At 62.4% G+C, this 21235-nt stretch carries 19 protein-coding genes; 9 read left to right on the forward strand and 10 right to left on the reverse strand.

What is annotated here, in order from left to right:
- Positions 1–9 precede the first annotated feature (9 nt).
- Both QRN36_RS20000 and QRN36_RS20005 read left to right on the forward strand, forming a co-directional pair.
- A complete protein-coding gene (locus tag QRN36_RS20000; RefSeq protein ID WP_285425662.1) occupies positions 10–810 on the forward strand; it encodes a S9 family peptidase in 801 nt (266 codons plus the stop codon).
- A gap of 283 nt (positions 811–1093) precedes the next feature.
- On the forward strand, positions 1094–2692 hold the full coding sequence (locus tag QRN36_RS20005; RefSeq protein ID WP_285425663.1) for an ATP-binding protein: 1599 nt from the start codon (positions 1094–1096) through the stop codon (positions 2690–2692).
- A gap of 18 nt (positions 2693–2710) precedes the next feature.
- On the opposite strand, the gene QRN36_RS20010 is transcribed toward QRN36_RS20005, so the two are convergent.
- The 3 genes from QRN36_RS20010 to QRN36_RS20020 all read right to left on the reverse strand — a co-directional run bounded on the left by QRN36_RS20010 (position 2711) and on the right by QRN36_RS20020 (position 4903).
- Positions 2711–3352, reverse strand: a complete 642-nt coding sequence (locus QRN36_RS20010; protein ID WP_285425664.1) for a response regulator transcription factor — start codon at positions 3350–3352, stop codon at positions 2711–2713.
- Positions 3353–3442: 90 nt separating this feature from the next.
- Positions 3443–4204: an SDR family oxidoreductase gene (locus QRN36_RS20015; protein WP_285425665.1), complete on the reverse strand. Its 762-nt coding sequence runs from the start codon at positions 4202–4204 to the stop codon at positions 3443–3445.
- A 420-nt stretch (positions 4205–4624) separates the two neighbouring features.
- Positions 4625–4903 (reverse strand): DUF2790 domain-containing protein, encoded by a 279-nt coding sequence (locus QRN36_RS20020; protein ID WP_285425666.1) that lies wholly within the window; start codon positions 4901–4903, stop codon positions 4625–4627.
- A 320-nt stretch (positions 4904–5223) separates the two neighbouring features.
- Between QRN36_RS20020 and QRN36_RS20025 the strand changes: the two genes are divergently transcribed.
- Genes QRN36_RS20025 through QRN36_RS20035 form a run of 3 tightly spaced genes read left to right on the forward strand, consistent with a single transcriptional unit; the run spans position 5224 to position 9108 of the window.
- Positions 5224–5676: a (2Fe-2S)-binding protein gene (locus tag QRN36_RS20025; RefSeq protein ID WP_285425668.1), complete on the forward strand. Its 453-nt coding sequence runs from the start codon at positions 5224–5226 to the stop codon at positions 5674–5676.
- 11 nt (positions 5677–5687) lie between these two features.
- Positions 5688–7880: a molybdopterin cofactor-binding domain-containing protein gene (locus QRN36_RS20030; RefSeq protein WP_285425669.1), complete on the forward strand. Its 2193-nt coding sequence runs from the start codon at positions 5688–5690 to the stop codon at positions 7878–7880.
- 10 nt (positions 7881–7890) lie between these two features.
- Positions 7891–9108, forward strand: a complete 1218-nt coding sequence (locus QRN36_RS20035; RefSeq protein ID WP_373568775.1) for a c-type cytochrome — start codon at positions 7891–7893, stop codon at positions 9106–9108.
- Positions 9109–9111: 3 nt separating this feature from the next.
- On the opposite strand, the gene QRN36_RS20040 is transcribed toward QRN36_RS20035, so the two are convergent.
- Positions 9112–9504 (reverse strand): ester cyclase, encoded by a 393-nt coding sequence (locus tag QRN36_RS20040; RefSeq protein WP_285425670.1) that lies wholly within the window; start codon positions 9502–9504, stop codon positions 9112–9114.
- 137 nt (positions 9505–9641) lie between these two features.
- On the opposite strand from QRN36_RS20040, the gene QRN36_RS20045 reads away from it, so the two are divergent.
- Positions 9642–10067 (forward strand): NUDIX hydrolase, encoded by a 426-nt coding sequence (locus tag QRN36_RS20045; protein ID WP_285425671.1) that lies wholly within the window; start codon positions 9642–9644, stop codon positions 10065–10067.
- Positions 10068–10317: 250 nt separating this feature from the next.
- Positions 10318–12741 carry a glucose/quinate/shikimate family membrane-bound PQQ-dependent dehydrogenase gene (locus tag QRN36_RS20050; RefSeq protein WP_285425672.1) on the forward strand — a complete coding sequence of 808 codons (2424 nt, stop codon included), beginning with the start codon at positions 10318–10320 and terminating at the stop codon, positions 12739–12741.
- A 47-nt stretch (positions 12742–12788) separates the two neighbouring features.
- On the opposite strand, the gene QRN36_RS20055 is transcribed toward QRN36_RS20050, so the two are convergent.
- The gene (locus QRN36_RS20055; protein WP_285425673.1) at positions 12789–13736 is read right to left on the reverse strand and encodes a LysR family transcriptional regulator; all 948 of its coding nucleotides are present in this window, start codon (positions 13734–13736) and stop codon (positions 12789–12791) included.
- 142 nt (positions 13737–13878) lie between these two features.
- Between QRN36_RS20055 and QRN36_RS20060 the strand changes: the two genes are divergently transcribed.
- A complete protein-coding gene (locus tag QRN36_RS20060; RefSeq protein ID WP_285425674.1) occupies positions 13879–14283 on the forward strand; it encodes a RidA family protein in 405 nt (134 codons plus the stop codon).
- Positions 14284–14392: 109 nt separating this feature from the next.
- On the opposite strand, the gene QRN36_RS20065 is transcribed toward QRN36_RS20060, so the two are convergent.
- Both QRN36_RS20065 and QRN36_RS20070 read right to left on the reverse strand, forming a co-directional pair.
- On the reverse strand, positions 14393–15064 hold the full coding sequence (locus tag QRN36_RS20065; protein WP_093467327.1) for an ATPase: 672 nt from the start codon (positions 15062–15064) through the stop codon (positions 14393–14395).
- Positions 15065–15239: 175 nt separating this feature from the next.
- Positions 15240–16574, reverse strand: a complete 1335-nt coding sequence (locus QRN36_RS20070; RefSeq protein ID WP_285425675.1) for a PLP-dependent aminotransferase family protein — start codon at positions 16572–16574, stop codon at positions 15240–15242.
- 101 nt (positions 16575–16675) lie between these two features.
- Between QRN36_RS20070 and QRN36_RS20075 the strand changes: the two genes are divergently transcribed.
- Positions 16676–17572 carry a DMT family transporter gene (locus QRN36_RS20075; protein ID WP_285425676.1) on the forward strand — a complete coding sequence of 299 codons (897 nt, stop codon included), beginning with the start codon at positions 16676–16678 and terminating at the stop codon, positions 17570–17572.
- A 32-nt stretch (positions 17573–17604) separates the two neighbouring features.
- On the opposite strand, the gene QRN36_RS20080 is transcribed toward QRN36_RS20075, so the two are convergent.
- From QRN36_RS20080 to QRN36_RS20090, 3 genes are all read right to left on the reverse strand, one after another.
- Entirely contained in the window at positions 17605–18939 is a 1335-nt protein-coding gene (locus QRN36_RS20080; RefSeq protein ID WP_285425677.1) for a sorbosone dehydrogenase family protein, read from the reverse strand.
- A gap of 299 nt (positions 18940–19238) precedes the next feature.
- Complete coding sequence (dctM, locus tag QRN36_RS20085) at positions 19239–20522, reverse strand: C4-dicarboxylate TRAP transporter large permease protein DctM (protein WP_285425678.1); 1284 nt, start codon at positions 20520–20522, stop codon at positions 19239–19241.
- A complete protein-coding gene (locus QRN36_RS20090) occupies positions 20522–21154 on the reverse strand; it encodes a TRAP transporter small permease (RefSeq protein WP_093467313.1) in 633 nt (210 codons plus the stop codon). The genes dctM and QRN36_RS20090 overlap by 1 nt, the downstream gene beginning before the upstream one ends.
- Positions 21155–21235: the final 81 nt, after the last annotated feature.

The raw sequence follows: 21235 nt of genomic DNA on the forward strand, positions 1-21235 counted from the left end.
GGTTCACCGATGAATATGATCCACAACCTGCTGTCGTCCGACCCGGGTATCGCGGCGGCCTGCAAGGCATTCGCCATTCCCGACCGGGTCCCGGCTTCGCCTCAGGAGCTTGATTGCCTCGGCAAAGGGCGACACGCAACGTTGTCGGTCGGCGGTGATGACGTCGCGTTCTGGACGTTCGGCAAGGGCCCACGAATTCTCCTGATGCACGGCTGGTGCAGTCGAGGCTCGCACCTGGCGGGCTTCGTCAAGCCGCTGCTCGACGCCGGGTGTTCCGTCGTATTGTTCGACGCCCCGGCCCATGGGGAGTCCGCCGGAGCGGTGTCGAGCATGATCCACGCGGGCCGCGCCGCGCTGGCCATTGCCTCGCACCTGGACGATGTGGCCGGCGTCATCGCACATTCGGCCGGGTCGACTGCGGCGCTCTGGGCATTCGCCAACGGGCTGTCGGTACGCGGCAGCGTGCACATCAGCGGGCCCACTTCGCTGACTCAGGTGGTCATGGGCAATGCCCGCGCCCACGGACTGGATCAGAAACAGACCCAGGCCTTTCGCGACTGGGCGCAGGTTTTCGTCGGCGTACCGCTCGATTCGGTCGACCTTCCCACGCTGACCGCACGTCTGGCCCATCCGGGGCTGATCATCCACGACACCGAGGACCGGATCGTCACGGTGGCGCAGTCGCTGGCCCTGCACGGCGTCTGGTCGACCTCGGGCCTGGTCACCACGACAGGGCTGGGGCATCGGCGCATCCTCGGCGATGCCGGGACCGTGGAAAATGCCGTCGAATTTCTCAAAAACCATGCCTAGCCGCTCGATGCGAGTGCCCCGCCCACCCCGCTGACGCCTTCTCAGATGCGTCACGTCTTCACTTTCGTCGGCGCAGTGCAGGTGCTGCACTGGTTTGCATATTTCTCCGCTACTATTGTTCGACGATCATGCGTTCCTATGGATAAAGGCCGCACAACGGCTCGCCACAGCCTTCTATCGCCACCCAATGGCACCCGTGATGGAGCACGACATCCCTGAGGGGGAAGACATGCCCGATCCGAGTGTACTGCGGCATCTTTTAAGTAGTCCCAAGGGAGGCAAAATGCCGCGACCTATCACTCGCGCGGAGGCCGAAGTTCTCGAGCTTTTTCACGATTCGGTATTCGTACGAGACATGGGCGGGACGATCCATTTCTGGAACTCCGCATCAGAGTCGCTCTATGGCTGGCCTTCCCAGCAGGCTGTGGGCAACGACACGTTGGCCATGCTCAAGTGCGAGCCGGCGAAAAGCGTCGAAGATCCCTACACCCGACTGCTTGCCGACGGCCAATGGCAAGGCGAGCTGTACCGCACGACCGGCTCGGGCGATCGCTGCCTGGTCAATGCGCGCTGGTCGTTGCGCCGCGATGCTGCCGGCAATCCGATCGGCATTCTCGAAACCGCCCACGACATCTCCTCGGCCAAAGAAACCGAGCAGCGCCTGAAGGAGAGCGAATACCGCTACCGCAACCTGTTTCAGGCCATGGCGGCCTCGTTCTGGGAGCTGGATTTCACCGGCGTCGGCGTGCGCCTCAAAGCCCTGCTCGAATCCGGTGTCACGGACCTGGAAAGTTACTTCCTCGAACACCCGGAAGTGATTCGCGAGTATTTGCGCAACACCCAGATCGTCGACCTCAACGATCACAGCGTCAGGCTGTTCGGGCGTGGCGACCGTGAGGAGATGCTCGGCTCGGTTGACCGATACTGGCCCGACGCGAGCCTGCAGACCTACGCCCGCTGTGTCGTCAAATCCCTTGCGAAACAGCCCAACAACATTGAAGTCACGCGCCTGAAAACCATTGATGGGCGCGAGCTGGAGTGCCTGTTCACCGCATGTTTCTCCAAGGAAAACATTGCGAAGGGCATCATCCTGATCGGCATCATCGACCTCTCCGAGCAAGTCGCGGCGCGCCACGCGCTGGAAGTCATGCAGACCGAGCTGGCCCACGTCGCACGCATTTCCAGCCTGGGCGAAATGAGCGCCTCCATCGCCCACGAGATCAATCAGCCGCTGGCGGCGATTTCCACCTACGCCGAAGCCGGTCTGCGCTGGCTGTTGCGTCCGGAACCCGATCTGAAAGAAGTCGAGATCGCGCTGCGGCGTATCGTCGATGACGCGCAGCGCACGGATGATGTGATCAAGCGCATTCGCAGCATGGCCTTGCGCAGGCCGGCCGAAGAGGTCGAAGTGGCGCTCAATGAGGTGATTCGCGAATCGTTGCAGTTCACGCGGCACGAGCTGACCAGGAATGCCGTCGAACCGGTGCTGAATCTGGCCCCGACGCTGCCGATGGTCCGCGCCGATCGCGTGCTTCTGCAACAGGTGATCGTCAACCTGCTGATGAACGCAGCTCAGGCGATGGCCTCGGCCAATTCGCCGACGCGCGAGCTGACCCTCCAGAGCAGGCAATTGCGCAACGGCGCCATAGAAGTTCAGGTCATCGACAGTGGCCCCGGCATCGCAGCCGAGCATCTGGAAAAACTTTTCGAGAGCTTCTTCACCACCAAGCCGACAGGCATGGGCATGGGCTTGCCGATCTGTCGATCGATCATCGAGGGCATCGGTGGAACGATTTGTCTGGCGAACAGAGAAGATGGCCGAGCAGGCGCGCGAATTACCCTGACGTTTCCCGGTGTACCCGCCAGCACACAAGCGGTTTGAAGGACGGCAAGCGCGCATTCACGACAGCGCGAGTTGCCGCCCCGCCCGGACCAGATCGGCCAGTGTGCCGACGCCCATCTTGCGCATGGTATTGGCGCGATGAAGCTTGACGGTGATCTCACTGATCTCGAGATTGCCGGCAATCTGCTTGTTCAGCAGGCCATCCACCACGCCATGCATCACTTGTTTCTCCCGAGGCGTCAGGGACTCGAAGCGATGACGCATCATCTGCAGATTGCGCTGCTTCTCGACGCGTTGACGATGGTCTTCGACCGCTCGGGCAACCGAGTCGAGCAAATCCTGCTGACGAAAAGGCTTGGCGAAAAAATCCACCGCGCCGGCTTTCATCGCCCGCACTGACATCGGAATATCGCCGTGGCCGGTCATGAAAATGATCGGCATGCCGCTGCCGGATTCCGAAAGCGCCAGCTGCACATCGAAGCCGCTGTAGCCCTGTAAACGCACGTCCAGCAGCAGACACCCGGCCGACTCGACAAGCGGGTGATCGAGCATGGCCTGGGGACTGGAAAACTCGGCGACGGTGTAACCCACTGACCTGAGCAGGCTGCCCAGCGCGCCGCGCAATACATCGTCGTCATCGACGACAAAGACCACTGGGGCTTCAACGGTTGCGGCTTTTGAGGCTTTCGCGGTGCCCATCCTGAATTCCATGCGTGACTGAGACGGAGGCGGCGCTTCTAGCGTGCGTCGAACGTTGAGCGTTCGACGCAGCCTGCGCCTGATAAGGGATTAGCTTACCGGAATCGGATTGTCCACCAGCGACTGATTGAATCCATGAATCAACCCGTGTTCCTGCGAGCCCGGGTTGTCACGCAGCGGACGAATGGCTTCGACGATCACTTCCGGCGTGTCAGTGGCCAGGCCCGCCATGGTTTCGGCGATGAATGCATCGAGCGGCATGGCGCGTGGATCATCGCCCTTGTGGATCAGGTCGGTGTTCACCCATGGCGGCGCGATTTCCTGAACGGTTACGGTGGTGTCGCGCAGGGTAAAGCGCTGGGACAGCGAATAGGAGTGCAGCGCCGCCTTGGTTGCGGAGTAGACGGCGTTGCCGGCCAGCGGCACGAAGGCCAGCACCGACGTGTTGTTGATGATCACCGAACGCGGTTGCGACTTCAGATGCTCGATCAGCGCGGACGTCAGTCGCACGGGGCCCATGAAGTTGGTGGTCAGCGTGCCGACCATCGTCGCGTCGTCGATGTGCCCCGCCGCGTCGTCGAACGGCATGATGCCGGCATTATTGACCAGCACGTTCAGCGCCGGATAACGCTGGATCAGGGTCTGCGCCACGTCGTTGATGCTGGCGGGGTCGTTGATGTCCAGCTCGATGCTCTGCATGCCCGGGTTGGCAGCGGTGACTTCATCGAGCAGCGCCTTGCGACGGCCAGCGATGATGACGGTGTTGCCCAGTTTGTGAAAAGCCTCCGCCAGACCGCGGCCGATCCCGGACGCCCCGCCGGTGATGAAAATAGTGTTGTCGGTCATGTGCATGGTATTCATTCCTGATTCGGCGCATTTAATTAAGGCGCGGATCTAAATAGTTGCGTTGCCTGATAGTGGCTTTGCCTGACAGGCACGCGCAGGGAAGTTATTTGCCTTGTCAGAGGGGCAAATGACGGGATGCAATGATTGAACGGTAGTGACCAGAGCGAAGTTAGGCCCGATTGATCATCAGGGTCAATTCATACCATGGGTTAGGGTTGTCGACGCTAACAGGGTGCTATTGTAAGCAGCATCGCGCGGGCGATAGTCGGTCGAACGCAGCAGCACTTTCGTTCTTGCACTGAAAATCGGGAATCTGAAGGTCGCCCGGACCGGCATACGCGATGTGCAGGCAAAAAAAAACGCTGCATGGACTGCAGCGTTTTTCAGGGGGATCGATCCGTCAGCGGGCCTTGAGGGCCGTGACGATCAACCATTTTGACGACCGTAGCCCATGATGGTGTAGTCCAGAGTGCGAGTCACACCGGCGCCATCGACATAGACCATTTTGGAGTTTACCAGGCCATCGACATTTTCAGGATCCTGGGCGTTTTTGATGCTGATGACTTTGGCAACATCGATGCCTTTGTGACGGTTATACTGCTCGACCTGGCTCAGTGGCTGGGCGCTGACAGAAGTGCTGGCAACTTCATTGGCCGATGCAAATACACTGACCATCGAAAGAGCGGCGAAGGCTAAATATTTCATTTTGAATCTCCAGAAAGTAGGTATGTTCAGTAAGTAAGCAAAGCGTCTTGTCGTTTGCTTCTGGTGCCCATTCTTGCTGGAAACTTCGAAGATGATAAATGTTTAAAATCGATAGGATCCATCAGCGCTATTGATGGCTAAGTTGATTACATCAATACCAGTAATAGACCCTTACCGGTTGTGCTGTTAACCCACTGAATAGAACGATAACGACCCGGCCCTGGCACGGGACGAACGAGAACAAACCGAAGCCTGCGCAGGCCACAGAAGACCCTTCTGCCAGCCATGCGCGTCAACCGTGATGACCTTCAGAGGTTGCGATGCAGAAATTGATGATCAATGGTCAGGAGCACCAGCTGGATGTCCCCGACGACATGCCACTGTTGTGGGTCCTGCGGGATGTGATGGGTCTGACCGGGACCAAATACGGGTGTGGCATTGCGCAGTGCGGCGTCTGCACAGTGCATCTGGACGGCCAGGCCGTGCGCTCCTGCGTGTTGCCCGTGAGTGCGGTTGCAGGTCGCAAGGTGACCACGATCGAAGCGGTCGGCGAACAAGCCGTCGGCCAGGCCGTACAGAAAGCCTGGCTTGAACATGAAGTCGTGCAATGCGGCTACTGCCAGTCCGGGCAGATCATGTCGGCCGTCGCGCTGTTGCAGGAACATCCCAAGGCCAATGACGAACAGATCGTCAATGCCATGTCGGGCAACCTGTGCCGCTGCGCCACCTACACGCGCATTCGTGCCGCCATCAAAAGCGTCAGTCAGGCCTGAAGGAAGTCATCATGTCCGATACACAAACATCCGCCACGATGCTGTCGCGTCGAGGGCTGCTCAAGGGCGGTGCATTGCTCGGCGGCCTGGTCGTCGGCACCTACCTGCCGCCGATGGTGTCGCGCAGCTTCGCGGCCGGCGCAATCAAGGGCGCGAATCTGGGCGACAACGCTGAAAAAGGTTATGGCGCCTTCGTGCGCGTCGATCAGACCGGCGCCGTGACCGTCATCTCGCCCAAGATCGAGATGGGCCAGGGCGTGCAGACCGGCATCGCGATGATGGTCGCCGAGGAGCTCGAAGTCCCGCTCAGCCAGGTCACCATCGCCGAGGCGCCGCCCAACGCGGCGCTGTACACCGACCCGTTGCTGACCTTCCAGGCCACCGGCGGCTCGACGTCCACCCGCTACACCTGGGAGCCGCTGCGCAAGGCCGGCGCCGGTGCGCGCATCGTGCTGGTCCAGGCGGCGGCCATCCGCTGGAACGTCGCGCCCAGCCAATGCCGTGCCGAGAACGGCAGAGTCATCGGGCCCAACAACCAGAGCGCGGGCTATGGCGAGCTGGTCGACGCCGCCGCGGCGCTGCCCTTGCCGACCGATATCCCGCTCAAGCCGGTCGCCGAGTTCAAGCTGTTGGGCAAACCCGCCCAGCGTCTGGACACGCCGCACAAGGTCAACGGCAGCGCGAAATTCACCATCGATCTGCAAGTCCCGGACATGCTGATCGCGTCCACCCTCACCTGCCCGGTATCGGGCGGCAAGCTGCGCACTGTCGGCAATGAGGACGCTGCGCGCAAAGTGCCCGGCGTGCGCGACATCGTGCGCCTGGACAACGCCGTCGCGGTCACCGCGAGCAACTTCTGGGCGTGCCAGCAGGCGCTCAAGGCGCTGAACATCGAATGGGACATGGGTCCACATGCCGGTCTCGACTCCGCGCAGCTGGACAAATCGCTGTTCGAGGCGAGCGCTGGCGACGGCGTCTTCGCCCACCAGGCCGGCGACATCGCCAATGCCCTGAAGAATGCGTCCAGCCGATTCGAAGCCATTTATGAGCAGCCGTTTCTTTCCCACTCGCCGCTGGAGCCGATGACCTGCGTGGCCCACGTACGTGCCGACGAATGCGAATTGTGGGTCGGCTGCCAGGCGCCGGGGCTTGCCCAGATGGGCGCCGCCAAGGTCTGCGGCCTGCCGGTGGAAAAGGTGGTGATCCACAACCAGTTGATCGGCGGAGGATTCGGTCGGCGTCTGGAATCGGACTTCATCTTTCAGGCGGTCGATATCGCCCGTCAGTTGAGCTATCCCATCAAGCTGATCTGGAGCCGCGAAGAGGACATGACGCATGACCGTTATCGTCCGCATTACGTTGACCGGCTGACCGCGGCGCTGGACAAAGACTTGCGCCCGGTGGGCTGGGAACACCGCATCGCGGGCGCCTCGGTGGTGGCGGCATACCTGGGCGGGCTGCCACCGGACGGGGTCGATTTCGACGCCGTGGAAGTGGCCAAGGACCCGATCTACACCCTGCCTCACCTGCAAGTGCGGTATATCCGCCACGACCCGCAAGTGATCCCGGTTTCCTGGTGGCGAGGCGTGGGTCCGCTGCGCAGCACCTACGCACTGGAGTGCTTCATCGATGAGCTGGCGCATAACGCCAAGGTCGATCCGGTGAAATACCGGCTCGGGCTGATGCAATCGCAACCTCGGGCGCAGGCGGTGCTGACCAGAGCCGCGCAACTCACTGACTGGGACACGCCTCTGCCGACCGGATCCGGACGTGGCGTGGCGGTGACAGCGGTGTTCGGCAGCTTCGTTGCCACCGTCGTCGAGCTGGAAAAACAGGGCGACAAGGGCCTGCGCATCAAGCGACTGGTCACGGTCATCGACTGCGGTTTTGCCAACAACCCGACCTCGGTGGCCTCGCAGATGGAAGGCGGCACGCTGTTCGGTCTGTCGGCGGCACTGTTCAACGAAATCCTCATCGAAAACGGCCAGGTCCAGCAGACCAACTTCCACGAGTATCGGCAGATCCGCATGAGCGACGCGCCACCGGTGGAAGTGCACATCGTCGACAGCGTCGAAACGCCCGGCGGCGTGGGCGAGACCGGCGCAGTGCCGGCCGCGGCCGCGCTGGTCAACGCGTTGTTCGCGGCCACCGGGGTTCGCGAGCGTCGTCTGCCCCTGAGCCGTTCCGGCTATTTCACTGTTTGAGGAGCGCATCATGAAATATTTCCAGCGTGCGCTCGGACTGCTGGCCAGCTGTCTGGCTGTCAGCGTCCATGCGAGCGAAACACCGGCCATGAGCAAGGGCGAATACCTGACCCGTGCGGCGGATTGCGTGGCCTGCCACGTGGTGCCCGGCGGCAAGCCGTTCGCCGGCGGCCTCGAGTTCAAGCTGCCGTTTGGCAGCCTGTATTCACCCAACATCACACCGGACAAGGAAACCGGTATCGGCAACTGGACCGACGACGAGTTTGTCGACGCGCTGCAGAAAGGCGTCGGCAAGGACGGCAAGCATTACTACCCGGCCTTCCCGTACACGTCCTACACCTTGATGTCGCGCGAAGACATTCTGGCGATCAAGGGCTACCTGTTCAGCCTCGAACCGGTCAGGCAGGCACCCCCGGAAAACAAACTGTCATTCCCGTTCAACCAGCGCTGGGGAATGATGTTCTGGAACATGATCTTCGCCTCCAACGAACGCTTCGTACCGGACCCCAAGCAGTCGGCGGAATGGAACCGCGGCGCTTATCTGGTACAGGGCCCGGGCCACTGCGGCGAGTGCCATACCCCGCGCAACCTGTTCCAGGCGATGAGCACCGGCCGATCGCTGGCGGGCGCCGAGCTGGGCAACTGGCAGGCGTACAACATCAGTTCCGACAGCCAGTACGGGATCGGCGCATGGCCTGAAGAGGCGATCGTCAGCTACCTGTCCAAAGGCTACGCGGCAGGCTTCGGCGGCGCAGGCGGACCGATGGCCGACGCCGTGGAGCACAGCTTGCGCTGGCTTGACCCGGCCGACTTGAAAGCCATCGCCGTGTTCCTCAAAAGCACGCCTGCGCGCGCCGAAGGGATCGCGCGCCCGGCAATGGCGGTCAACGACGCGGCGCTGCAGAAGGGGCTGGGCATGAAGCTGTTCAATGACACCTGCGTGGCGTGCCACAGGCTTGATGGCAGCGGCCGGCAATCACCGGCCGGCGGGCTGGCAGGGCTGAAAACCGTCAACGACCCGTCCGGCAGAAACCTCGTCGCCACGCTGCTCGAAGGCCATACGCCGCTGGCCAGCCGTGCCGATCAGCGCATGCCTTACTTCGCACGCAGCTACAGCGATGCGGAACTGGCAGCGGTGAGTACTTTCGTCCTGCGCCGTTTCGGCCAGAGCAACGGTGAGATCAAGCCAGAAGACGTGGCGAAGAACCGCGCCAGCGCCCTGCACTGACGCTCAGCCTGACAACTGCGCCTCGATGGCGGCCTTGTCGATCACCGACCAGACGGTGACGATGCGGCCGTCGTCGAAGGCGTAGAACACATTTTCGCTGAAACGTACGCGCTGCCCGTTCACCGGTAACCCGAACAATTCGCCCGCCGGCGTGCAGTCGAAACGCAATCGGGCAGCCACGTGCGGCGGTTCGGCGATCAGCAGATCGATGTTGAAGTGCAGATCCGGGATGGCGCGAAAGTCGTTTTCGAGCATCTGCCGGTAACCGCTCAGGCCGATGCGCTGGCCGTTGTACTGCACATCCTCGGCGACGAAATCGCCCAATACCTTCCAGTCCTGCCGGTTAAGACAGTCGATGTAGCCACGATAACGCTCGCTGATGGCCTGGCTGCTCATCATTCCCCTCCTCGCCTGAACCGACGTGACATCAACTTCGTTGCGGTTGAAGATTCGGGCAGCCAATCGGGGTGATCGTTCCACATGACGGGCGGGCCGGTGCTAAGTTAACCGCACACTTCCCAGAAGGCGCTGCCATGGCCCCGCACCCTCCTTTTTCCGGCGCGAAGATTGCCGTCATCTGCGACGGCGAACTGCTGACGTATTTGCGCGACGACAAGCCCACCATTCCCTGGCCCAATCTCTGGGACCTGCCCGGCGGCGGCCGTGAAGGCGATGAAACCCCGGAGCAATGCGCGCTGCGCGAGACACTGGAGGAATTCGGCCTGGCCCTGGACCCGGTGAGCATCGTCTGGAAGCGGTTGTATCCCGGTCAGGGTGTCAACGGGCTGGACACCTGGTTTTTCGTCGCCCATGTGGCTGACGGCGTGTTCGACCAGGTGATATTCGGCGATGAAGGCCAACGCTGGCAGGTCATGACGATCGAGGCGTACCTGACGATGGACAACGCGATCGATCGGCTGCAGGCGCGGTTGCGTGATTATCTGGCCCGAGACCGCTGATCCAGAGCGGTCAAGCCCACAGACACAACGCATTATTACCAATCGCACAAGAGTGTTTATCCCGAGTGTCCGGGGACAATTTGCCGCAGGGCACGGTTTTTTTGGTATCTTTATGCAAATTAACTAACCGGTTAATTACACGATAGATGGCCGCCGCTGCTCGCATCCGTTGGCCATCGACACGAACGACGTTGTCCCCACCACTCTTGACGTTCTCGCGAACGTTCATGTGTCAGCAGGATCATGCAACATGACTAAGTCTCGACCTTCGGCATCCGCCAGTCGCTGGCCCATCTGGGTCGTCGCGATCGGCGTGCTGGTATTTGGATTACTTTTCGCAGCAGGTGGCGGCTACCTCGTCACGCTTGGTGGCAGCTGGTACTTCCTGCTTGCCGGTCTCGGATTGATCGTCAGCTCCGCGCTGCTGTTCAGGCAGCGCTTGCTGGGCGCCTGGCTGTTCGCCGCCGCCATGATCCTGACCGTGATCTGGGCAGTGGCCGATGCGGGCCTGAATTTCTGGCCGCTGGTGTCGCGCCTGTTCGCCCTCGGCGTGCTGAGCCTGCTGGTGGCGCTGGTCTACCCGACCCTGCGCAAGGCCAATGGCCTGGCGGGCGGTCGCGGTGGTTATGTGCTCGGCGGCGTGCTGGCGATTGCCATGGTCGCGGGTTTCTGGGGCATGTTCCAGCCTCACGCCTCGGTGGCGCCGACCGGTGATGGCCCGGCCGTGACCAAAGTCGATCCGACCAAGGCGCAGAAAGACTGGGCGCACTACGGTAACGACGAAGGCGGCGGCCGCTTCGCCGCACTCGATCAGATCAACCGCGACAACGTCTCCAAGCTGGTTCCGGCCTGGACTTACCACACCGGTGACGTCGCCATCAGCGACGGCAATGGCGCCGAAGATCAGATGACACCGCTGCAGGTCGGCGACAAAGTGTTCATCTGCACCCCGCACAACAACATCATTGCGCTGGACGCTGACAGCGGCAAAGAGCTGTGGAAGCACGAAACCAACGCCAAATCCGCCGTCTGGCAGCGCTGCCGTGGCCTGGCGTATTTCGACGCCACCGCCGCTGTCGCGCAACCCACCGATGACAGCACGCCTGCCGCGCCGGTTGCCGTCCCTGCGGGCGCCAACTGCCAGCGTCGCTTGCTGACCAACACCATCGACGCGCGCCTGATTGCTGTGGACGCCGACACTGGCGAGCTGTGCAAAGGCTTTGGTGACAATGGCCAGGTCGACCTGAAAGCCGGTCTGGGTAACGTGCCGGACTCGTACTACCAACTGTCGTCGGCGCCGCTGATGGCCGGCACCACCGTGGTCGTTGGCGGCCGCGTGGCCGACAACGTGCAGACCGACATGCCTGGCGGTGTGATCCGTGGTTTCGACGTGGTCAGCGGTGAAATGCGCTGGGCCTTCGACCCGGGCAATCCTGAAGACAAGCAGGCTCCGGCGGGCGACAAGACATATGTGCGCAGCACGCCGAACAGCTGGGCGCCGATGTCTTACGATCCGGCGATGAACACCGTGTTCCTGCCGATGGGCAGCTCGTCCACCGACATCTACGGCGTTGAACGCACCCAGCTCGACCACACCTACGGCGCCTCGGTTCTGGCGCTGAACGCCACCACCGGTCAACAGAAGTGGGTCTATCAGACCGTCCACAACGACCTGTGGGACTTCGACCTGCCGATGCAGCCGAGCCTGATCGATTTCACCAAGGCTGACGGCAGCAAGGTCCCGGCAGTGGTCATCGGCACCAAGGCCGGTCAGATCTACGTGCTGGACCGTCACACCGGCCAACCGCTGACCGAGGTCAAGGAAGTGCCGGTCAAGCCGTCGAACATCCCTAACGAGCCGTATTCGCCGACTCAGCCCAAATCGGTGGGCATGCCGCAGATCGGCGCGCAGACCCTGACCGAATCGGACATGTGGGGCGCCACGCCGTTCGATCAGCTGCTGTGCCGTATTTCATTCAAGAAGATGCGCTATGACGGCCTGTACACCGCGCCAGGCACCGACATTTCGCTGAGCTTCCCGGGATCGCTGGGCGGCATGAACTGGGGCAGTCTGTCGACCGATCCGGTGCACGGCTTCATCTTCGTCAACGACATGCGTCTGGGCCTGTGGAGCCAGATGGTCCCTCAACAGAAAGACGCGATCGCCTCCTCAGGCGGTGAAGCGCTGAACACCGGCATGGGCGCTGTGCCGCTCAAAGGCACGCCGTATGCGGTGAACAAGAACCGCTTCCTGTCGGTCGCCGGCATTCCGTGCCAGGCACCGCCGTTCGGCACGCTGACCGCCATCGACATGAAGACCCGCAAGATCGCCTGGCAAGTGCCGGTCGGCACCGTGCAGGACACCGGCCCGATGGGCATCAAGATGCACATGCAGCTGCCAATCGGCATGCCGACGCTGGGGGGCACCCTCTCTACCCAAGGCGGCCTGATCTTCATCGCCGGCACTCAGGATTACTACCTGCGCGCCTTCAACAGCGCCAACGGCGAAGAAGCCTGGAAAGCCCGTCTGCCGGTCGGCAGCCAGGGCGGCCCGATGACCTTCGTCTCGCCGAAAACCGGTAAGCAATACATCGTCATCACCGCAGGCGGCGCTCGCCAGTCGGCGGACCGTGGCGACTACGTGATCGCCTACGCGCTGCCAGACAGCCAGTAAGCGGCCGTAACAAAACCGCTGTCGCCTGTCCGGGTGGCAGCGGTTTTTTATTGCCCGGACGCGTCACCTGCACCTTGATACCCGGAAACGCCCGGTCCGCGATCGGCCATCAGCTCGACGATCCAGTCGATGAACACGCGAAGCTTGATGCTGATGTGCCGGTTGGGCGGAAATGCCACGTACATCGGCAGAGTGTCCAGATGCCAGTCCCCGAACAGCGGCAACAGTTCGCCGCTCGCCACGTGGTTACGCGCCATGTAGTCCGGCAGCCAGAGCACGCCCATTCCTGCCAGCCCCGCCGCCAGAAACGCGTTGCCGTCGTCGACCGACAGCACGTAGCGGCTTTGCACCTGTACGGTCTCGTTGTTGCGCTGCATGATCAGCGGGTACAACTTGCCGGTCCGCGCCCAGCGGTAGCCGACGACCCGGTGATCACTGTTTTCGAGCTCGCTCGGGTGTGCCGGTGAACCGACCCTTTGTAAGTAGGCCGGGGCTGCATAGACGCCCAACTGCAGATCGCCGATGTGGCGCGCCATCAGCGACTCATCGGTGAGTTCGCCGCCGCGCACCACGCAATCGACGTTCTCGCCGATCAGGTCGATCATCCGGTCACTGGCACCCAGGTCGATCTGGATATCCGGGTAACGGGCGTGAAACTGCGGCAGCGCCGGGATCAGGATCATCCGCGCGAACGGACTGGGCACGTCGACACGCAGACGCCCGCGAGGCACTGCAGCGGCGGCCGACAGGCTGGTTTCGGCGTCATCCAGATCGAGCAGCAGACGCACCGCGCGCTCGTAATACACCGCGCCATCAGCGGTGACGTTGACCTTGCGCGTGGTGCGGTTCAGCAACTTGACGCGCAGACGGGCTTCCAGTTGCTGAATCAGCTGCGTGACGGTGGTCTTGCTCATGTGCAGGGTGTCAGCGGCTTTGGTGAAACTGCCGGTCTGCGCCACCCGCACGAAGGCCTGCATCGCGTCGAAGCGGTCCATTCAAGCTCCAGAAGATCAGTGATTGTTTGGGTTTGCCAAACAGTGCTGACTAAGGTTGCGCGTTTATCCGCCCGGTTCAAGTCCCTACAGTGGCTTCATCGTCAATTGCGGGCCGCAGCCGGCCCATCGATGGAGGCAACACATGACCCAGCGCAACGTGATTTTTCCGCCAGGCCGCCACGCGCTCTATGAACGCAACCGCTACTCCCCCGCGGTCCTGTCCGATGGCTTTCTGTTCGTCTCCGGACAAGTGGGCAGCCGCGAGGACGGCTCGCCGGAGCCCGATCTGCACGCGCAGGTGCGGCTGGCTTTCACCCATCTGAACGCGATCCTGCACGCGGCCGGCATCACCTTCGACGACGTGGTCGATGTCACGGTGTTCATGGTCGACCCGGCGAATACCTTCGAGAGGATCTGGGAAGTGGTGCCGGAGTTCTGGGGCAAGGCGCCCTACCCCACGATCACCGCCGTTGGCGTGACCTGGCTCTATGGATTCGATTTTGAAATCAAAGTGATCGCGAAAGTACCGCAGCCTCGCCAGGCGTGAGCGGGCTGGACTGAAAGCGACAAGAGGGTTGGAGCGGGCGCGGCAGGCCGGGAGGATGGCGTTCAACTCGATGAGCGGAACGTGTGGCCTGTCGCGGAAGGTGACGGGATCAGTTGCTGGCGACCTCGGCGGTAGCGCCGGTGGTCACCAGCGCCTTGAGCGAGGCGTCGAACTGTTTCAGCGCATTGATCTGCAACTCGCGCTGCTGGTTGATCTGGGCGGCGATCTCGGGCGCCGCTTTGTCGTGGACCCACACCGAAGACAGCTCCTTGGCGCCCAGGCCCTCGGCCTTGCCGATGTACTGAAGATCGGCGTCATAGAACTTGGCGACGAAGCGGGCTTCGACCTGCGAGTTGCGCTGAGTCACCAGACGGTTGTAGGTGTCGAGCATGACGACCACATCAGGGTGCGCCTGCACCACCGCATCGAGGCTGTCGTAGACGGTGACCGAAGCGAACTCCTTCTGCAGCGACGCTTTGAGCCAGTCAATGGCCAGTTTCGGGTCGGAGCTGCTGACGAACGCATCGCGGATGCGGGCGTCCAGCGCGCCATTTTTCACGCCTTTCAGCGCGACTGAGTGATAGCGCTCCAGATACTCCAGCGTGCTGACCGTGTTTTCGCTGTAGATCACGCCCACGCTCTGGGAGTGCTTGAGTGCCACGCCGCTGTCGGCGACCGGCTGGAAATGGCAGGCTTGTTCGTCTGCGGCAGAGGCAGGAGCAGTGGCGGCAAAGCCACCGGCCAGTACGGCGACAAGTGTCAGCAGGGTTGAAATTCTCATCGCGTCGGGTCCTTCTCAAGCCAATTCGGTATGGCTCTATCCTCCTCCTTCCAGAAAAAAAAAGAACTCGCGAAGGATGATGGTAACTATCGATTTCGCGAATGGTATGTCTGCGGAAACAGACCTTTACCCAGAATCGAATAAAGCCGCCCGGCGCTATGCTTTAGCAGACTGATCAATAGGCAAATTCGGCAATGACCTGGCGGACTTTATGCAGCGCGACTTCCAGCGCGTCCCGCTCGAGCGAGCCCAGCGCCAGCCGGATCGCGTGCGGCACGATGCCGGAAACGGCGAACGGCTCGGCGGTCGACACCGACACGTTGGCGGACAGCAACGCCATCGCCACCTGATCGGCGCGCACCTCTTCGGGCAGCGGCAGCCACAGAAAGTAAGACGCCGGATGGCTGACGATGTGCAGGCCGTCCAGCACCTGCCGGGCAAGGCGTTGACGCGCTTTCGCGTCCTGGCGCTTCTGCGCCTCCAGACGCCGGACCGTGCCATCGTCGATCCAGCCACAGACCAGCGCGGTCATGACGCCAGGCGTATTCCAGGTGGTCGCCCGGATCGCCCGTTCCAATGCCGGGACCCATTTCAGCGGCGCCACGACGTAGCCGACCCGCAGCCCGGTCGCGATGTTTTTCGAGAACCCCGACACGTAAACCGTCAGGTCCGGCGCCAGCGTCTTCAGCGGCGCGGGCGGCTGATCGGCCAGAAACGCATACGCCGCGTCTTCGATCAGCAGCAAGCGGTGATCGCGGGCCATCGAGACCAGACGCTCACGCCACGGCAGGTCCATGACCCAACCCATCGGATTGTGCAGCGTGGGCATGGTGTAGACCGCCTTGATCCGACGTCGCCGGCAAAGCTGTTCCAGCCCGTCCAGGTCAGGCCCGTGGTCGGTGATCGGGATGGCCACCAGTTCCAGCCGGTGCGCTTCGGCAACCACCTTGAACCCGGAATAGGTCAGCGCATCGACCGCCACCACGTCGCCCGGTTTGAGCAGCGCCAGCACCGTGGCCGCCAAGGCATGCTGCGCGCCGCTGACGATCAGGACTTCTTCGGCTTCCACCGCCAGTCCGCGCTCCGTCAGATGGCGGGCAAAACAGGCGCGTTCGTGACTGCGTCCGGCATGGGGCTGATAACGCAGCAGCGCTTCCAGATCCCCCGACAAGGCCAATTGACGCAAACCGGTGCGCAACAACTCGGCCTGCCCGGGCAAGGCGGGATAGTTGAAATTGAGGTCGAGCACGCCCACCGCAGCGGCCTGCTGATCGACGCCATGCCCCAGCGGCAGCGCGGTTTCCCGGACAAAGGTGCCGCGACCGGTTTCGCCGCTGATCAGCCCCATCGCTTCGAGTTCGGCGTACACCCGCGATGCAGTCACCAGCGCCAGCCCTTCCTGCTCCGCCAGATGCCGGTGGGTCGGCAGGCGCGTGCCCGGCGGCAAGGCACCGGAGGCAATGTCGGCGGCAAAGCGGTCAACGACGGTCTTGTAACGGGCGCGGGGCATGGGTGACGTATCCATGACAATTTTTTGATTGTATCGATTCTGCGCCCTAGCATCGGCAGACCGCAACCGGTCGAATCGGGCCATCAAGGGATCAGACGCACATGGATCAAGCATCGAAACTGCACAACCACGGCACCGCCAACGCCTCTTCGGGCTGGCTCAACGGCCTGATCGGCGTAGTGATCTTCAGCGGCTCGTTACCCGCCACGCGAATCGCAGTGATGGAATTTGCCCCGGTGTTCCTGACCGTCGCCAGAGCCTCCATCGCCGGAGCGCTGGCGCTGTGCATGCTGATGCTGCTCAAGGAGAAACGCCCACACCGCCAGCAATTGTTGTCACTGTCCGTCGTCGCCGTGGGCGTCGTGGTGGGGTTTCCGCTGCTGACCGCGCTGGCGCTGCAATACGTGACTTCAGCACACTCGATCGTCTTCGTCGGCCTGTTGCCGTTGGCCACCGCTGCCTTTGCCGTACTGCGCGGTGGCGAGCGCCCGCGTCCGGCCTTCTGGCTGTTCTCGACACTGGGCAGCGCGCTGGTGGTGGGTTATGCGCTGAGCCAAGGGCTGAGCGCGTCTGCGACAGGCGACCTGCTGATGCTGCTGGCCATCACCGTCTGCGGACTGGGTTATGCCGAAGGCGCCCGACTGTCGCGGACCCTCGGCGGCTGGCAAGTCATCTGTTGGGCGCTGGTGCTGGCGCTGCCGTCGATGCTGGCGCTGACGTGGTTCACCGCACCGGTTTCACTGACCCACGTCAGCTTGCCCGCCTGGCTCAGCCTAGGGTACGTGTCGGTGTTCAGCATGCTGATCGGCTTCGTGTTCTGGTACCGCGGGCTGGTTCAGGGCGGCATTGCAGCGGTGGGACAGTTGCAGCTGTTGCAGCCGTTCTTCGGCCTGGCACTGGCCGCCACGTTGCTGCATGAACAGGTGAGCATGGGCATGCTGGCCGTGACCGTGGCGGTGATTCTTTGCGTTGCCGGTGCGCGTCGGTTTTCCAGATGACCGACGCGACCGGCTGACCATTGCCAGCGGCATCACTGCCGGCTGACGCGCCACACTTTGTTGCCCACGTCATCGGCCACCAGCAAGGCGCCCTGCTTGTCGAGGATCACGCCCACCGGACGACCCTGCGCATCGCCATCAGCGTTGAGGAATCCGGTCAGGAAGTCCATCGGCATGCCGGATGGCTGGCCGTCCTTGAAGCCGATGAAAACCACTTTGTAACCCGCCTGCGGATTGCGGTTCCACGAGCCGTGCTCACCGACGAAGACGCCTTCGGCAAAGTTTTCCGGCATCCCGCGGGCGTCAGACCAGGTCAGGCCCAGTGGTGCGACATGGGTGCCCAGCGCGTAGTCCGGCGCGATTGCCTGGGCCACCTTGTCGGGACGGGGCGGCTGCACGCGGGTGTCGACGTGATTGCCGTAATAGCTCCACGGCCAGCCATAGAACGCACCGTCCTTGACCGACGTCAGGTAATCGGGCACCAGATCGCTGCCGATCTCGTCACGCTCGTTGACCACGGTCCACAGTTCATCGCTGCCCGGTTTCCAAGCCAGACCGTTGGGGTTGCGCAGGCCACTGGCAAACAGGCGCTTCTGGCCGGTCTTCACATCGACCTCCCAGATCGCCGCGCGGCCCTGCTCCGCTTCCAGACCGTTTTCGCCCACGTTGCTGTTGGAACCCACCGTCACGTACAGCTTGCTGCCGTCGCGGCTGGCGATGATGTTCTTGGTCCAGTGATGATTGATGCCCGCCGGCAGGTCGGTGACCTTGACCGGCGTGGCGGTGATTTCCGTCTGGCCCTCGCTGTACGGGACTTTGACCACCGCATCGGCATTGGCGATGAACAGCTCGTTGCCCACCAGCGCCATGCCGAACGGTGACGTCAGGCCGCTGATGAAGACCTTGTGCACCTCGGCGCGGCCATCGCCATCGGCATCGCGCAACAACGTGATGCGGTTGGCGCTGGGTGCTTCGGCCCCGACGCGGCTCATGACGATGCCCGAGGCGGTGCGCTTGATCCACGCCATCACCCCGGTGCCGCCATCGCTTGAGCCTTCAGGTTTGGGCGGTTTGTTGCTCTCCGCAACCAGCACGTCGCCATTGGGCAGGCTGTAGAGCCAGCGCGGGTGGTCGAGGTTGTCGGCCAGCGCGTTGACTTTGAAACCTTCCGGCGCCTTGGGCGTGTCGTTGCCGGTCCAGCCCACGGCTTTGGACACCTTGAGCGTGGGGATCAGTGAAGTGGTGGGCTCGGGCAGTTGCGGCTTGGGACCGACACCGGCCTGAAACGGCAGCCTGGAAGATTCACCGCACCCGCCGAGCAACGCAGCGGCGGTCATCAGCAGTGCAAAACGGCGCAACACAATCATCGTTATAACCTCGCGACGGCCATCCGTGGGCCCATTATCCGGTTTGACAAAGACTGGCGAGTATCGCCATGTCGGCCGCCAGCAAACAGCACAGGGGACACAAATGACATTTGCCCTTCAGTCACGAATCAACCGACCACGCCACTCCCCCGCCGGTTCACTCGCCCGCGCTGACTCTCGGGAGCAAGCAGCCCTGCGCCAGAGGGTTACCCAGGCAATAGCCGTAAAAAAGCCCTCGAAGACTTCACGTCGACGAGGGCCAAGGCACTGCGCTCACAGTTCGGGGTGGATCGGTGTCGCTACGGCATGCCCAGCCAGTTCGGCAATGCCAGGGAGATGAACGGCACGTAGGTCACCAGAATCAGGAATAACAACAGGATAGACAACCACGGCAGGGCTGCACGGATTGTCTGGCCCAAGGTGAGGCCGGTCACTGCCGAGGTCACGAACAGGTTCAGGCCGACCGGTGGATGCACCAGACCGATTTCCATGTTCACGACCATGACGATGCCCAGGTGAATCGGGTCGATGCCCAACTTGGTCGCGATCGGAAAGAAGATCGGCGCCAGGATCAGCACGATGGCCGACGGCTCCATGAAACTACCGGCCACCAGCAGCACCACGTTGACCATGATCAGGAAACCGATCGGGGTCAGGCCTTCGGAAATCACCCAGTTGGTGATCTGCTGCGGGATCTGTTCGGTGGTCAGCACGTGCGCGAACAGGATCGCGTTGGCGATGATGAACATCAGCATGATCGACAGCCGCCCGGACTCCAGCAGCACCTTCGGGCAGTCGCGCCAGCTCATGTCCTTGTACACGAACAGGGCGATGAACGCCGAATAAACCGCCGCCACCGCCGCCGCTTCGGTCGGGGTGAACATGCCGCTGTAGATGCCGCCAAGGATGATCACCAGCAACAGCAGGCCCCAGAATGCCCGGCGCGCCGTCGTCAGCCACTGACGAAAGGAAACCCGAGGCTGGGCCGGCAACTTCTTGACCCGCGCCACGATGTAAATCACCACCATCAGGATCACGCCGAGCAGGATCCCGGGCACCACACCGGCAATGAACAGCTTGCCGACCGAGGTCTCGGTTGCCGCCGAATAGACCACCATCACGATCGAGGGCGGGATCAGAATGCCCAGCGTACCGGCGTTGCAGATGATCCCGGCACCGAATTCCTTCGGATAACCGGAGCGCACCATCCCGGCCACGGCAATCGAGCCCACCGCCGCGACGGTCGCAGGCGACGATCCGGACAATGCCGCGAACAGCATGCATGCCAGCACTGCCGCGATCGCCAGGCCGCCGCGGATGTGGCCGACGCAGGCGTTGGCAAAGTCGATCAGACGCTGCGCGACGCCGCCGGTGGTCATGAAGGCGCCCGACAAGAGGAAAAACGGAATCGCCAGAAAGGTGTAGCTGTCGGACGTTTCAAACAGCTTGATCGCCAGCGAGCTCAACGAGTCCTGGCTGAACAGCAGAATGGATACGGCGCCCGAAAGGCCCAACGAGATCGCGATGGGCACGCCCAGAAACATGAACACGAACAGCAACAGGAACAAACAGATAACCGTCATCAGTGTTGCTCCTCACCAGGATTGGCCAGCTTGCTCGCTTCCGCCGCCTCATCGGCCAGGCCCAGGCCTGTCTGCCGGTGGGTCCAGATGCGGTAGAGAATTTCCAGGTAACGCAGGATCACGAGGGTGAAACCGATGGGCACGATGACCGCGATATAAGCGGTCTTGACGCCATAGCGGTCCAGGTCTTCGGCACCGATGCCGGCCACGAACAGCGCCGACACCCATTTGTAGCTGGCGACCAGAAACAGCGCGGCGTAGGCCATGCAGGCCAGACACGCGATCAGCGACAGCGCTCGCTGGACCGGTTTGCTGGTGCGTTTGACCAGCGCGTCGACGCCCAGATGCCCGGCCGTGCGCACGCCGTAGGAAATGCCGAAGAAGATCAGCCAGCCAAACAAGGCCTTGGTCAGCGCCACGCTCCAGGTCATGCCCTGGGCGTAACCCATGAGGTGATCGCCAATCCCTGCGAAAAAATCACTGCTGACCGCCCACTGATCGCTGAGGGTGTAAAACAGCGTGTAAATGTTGTTCAGCGCCACGTAGACGAAAGTCACCAGCGTCATGGCAGCCAGCAGAAAGGCGATCATGCCCTCCTCCAGGTGCTCCCAGAGTCGCGTCAGCGATTGCATAAAAGTTCTCCGAACGTAGAGAGGGCGACCACCCGCAACCGGGTGGCCCCGCAGGCATCAACCGCGCGTGGCGATGCCTGG

The sequence above is a fragment of the Pseudomonas sp. efr-133-TYG-103a genome, from assembly GCF_030209235.1.
GTDB lineage: Bacteria > Pseudomonadota > Gammaproteobacteria > Pseudomonadales > Pseudomonadaceae > Aquipseudomonas.

What these genes read in the sequence shown, in the direction of transcription:
- QRN36_RS20050 (WP_285425672.1), top strand. Translation starts at nt 10,318, where the DNA reads ATGACTAAGTCTCGACCTTCGGCATCCGCCAGTCGCTGGCCCATCTGG.
- QRN36_RS20080 (WP_285425677.1), bottom strand. Translation starts at nt 18,939, where the DNA reads ATGATTGTGTTGCGCCGTTTTGCACTGCTGATGACCGCCGCTGCGTTG.
- QRN36_RS20045 (WP_285425671.1), top strand. Translation starts at nt 9,642, where the DNA reads ATGGCCCCGCACCCTCCTTTTTCCGGCGCGAAGATTGCCGTCATCTGC.
- QRN36_RS20030 (WP_285425669.1), top strand. Translation starts at nt 5,688, where the DNA reads ATGTCCGATACACAAACATCCGCCACGATGCTGTCGCGTCGAGGGCTG.
- QRN36_RS20025 (WP_285425668.1), top strand. Translation starts at nt 5,224, where the DNA reads ATGCAGAAATTGATGATCAATGGTCAGGAGCACCAGCTGGATGTCCCC.
- QRN36_RS20040 (WP_285425670.1), bottom strand. Translation starts at nt 9,504, where the DNA reads ATGAGCAGCCAGGCCATCAGCGAGCGTTATCGTGGCTACATCGACTGT.
- QRN36_RS20055 (WP_285425673.1), bottom strand. Translation starts at nt 13,736, where the DNA reads ATGGACCGCTTCGACGCGATGCAGGCCTTCGTGCGGGTGGCGCAGACC.
- dctM (WP_285425678.1), bottom strand. Translation starts at nt 20,522, where the DNA reads ATGACGGTTATCTGTTTGTTCCTGTTGCTGTTCGTGTTCATGTTTCTG.
- QRN36_RS20035 (WP_373568775.1), top strand. Translation starts at nt 7,891, where the DNA reads ATGAAATATTTCCAGCGTGCGCTCGGACTGCTGGCCAGCTGTCTGGCT.
- QRN36_RS20060 (WP_285425674.1), top strand. Translation starts at nt 13,879, where the DNA reads ATGACCCAGCGCAACGTGATTTTTCCGCCAGGCCGCCACGCGCTCTAT.
- QRN36_RS20010 (WP_285425664.1), bottom strand. Translation starts at nt 3,352, where the DNA reads ATGGGCACCGCGAAAGCCTCAAAAGCCGCAACCGTTGAAGCCCCAGTG.
- QRN36_RS20020 (WP_285425666.1), bottom strand. Translation starts at nt 4,903, where the DNA reads ATGAAATATTTAGCCTTCGCCGCTCTTTCGATGGTCAGTGTATTTGCA.
- QRN36_RS20070 (WP_285425675.1), bottom strand. Translation starts at nt 16,574, where the DNA reads ATGCCCCGCGCCCGTTACAAGACCGTCGTTGACCGCTTTGCCGCCGAC.
- QRN36_RS20075 (WP_285425676.1), top strand. Translation starts at nt 16,676, where the DNA reads ATGGATCAAGCATCGAAACTGCACAACCACGGCACCGCCAACGCCTCT.
- QRN36_RS20090 (WP_093467313.1), bottom strand. Translation starts at nt 21,154, where the DNA reads ATGCAATCGCTGACGCGACTCTGGGAGCACCTGGAGGAGGGCATGATC.
- QRN36_RS20065 (WP_093467327.1), bottom strand. Translation starts at nt 15,064, where the DNA reads ATGAGAATTTCAACCCTGCTGACACTTGTCGCCGTACTGGCCGGTGGC.
- QRN36_RS20000 (WP_285425662.1), top strand. Translation starts at nt 10, where the DNA reads ATGAATATGATCCACAACCTGCTGTCGTCCGACCCGGGTATCGCGGCG.
- QRN36_RS20015 (WP_285425665.1), bottom strand. Translation starts at nt 4,204, where the DNA reads ATGCACATGACCGACAACACTATTTTCATCACCGGCGGGGCGTCCGGG.
- QRN36_RS20005 (WP_285425663.1), top strand. Translation starts at nt 1,094, where the DNA reads ATGCCGCGACCTATCACTCGCGCGGAGGCCGAAGTTCTCGAGCTTTTT.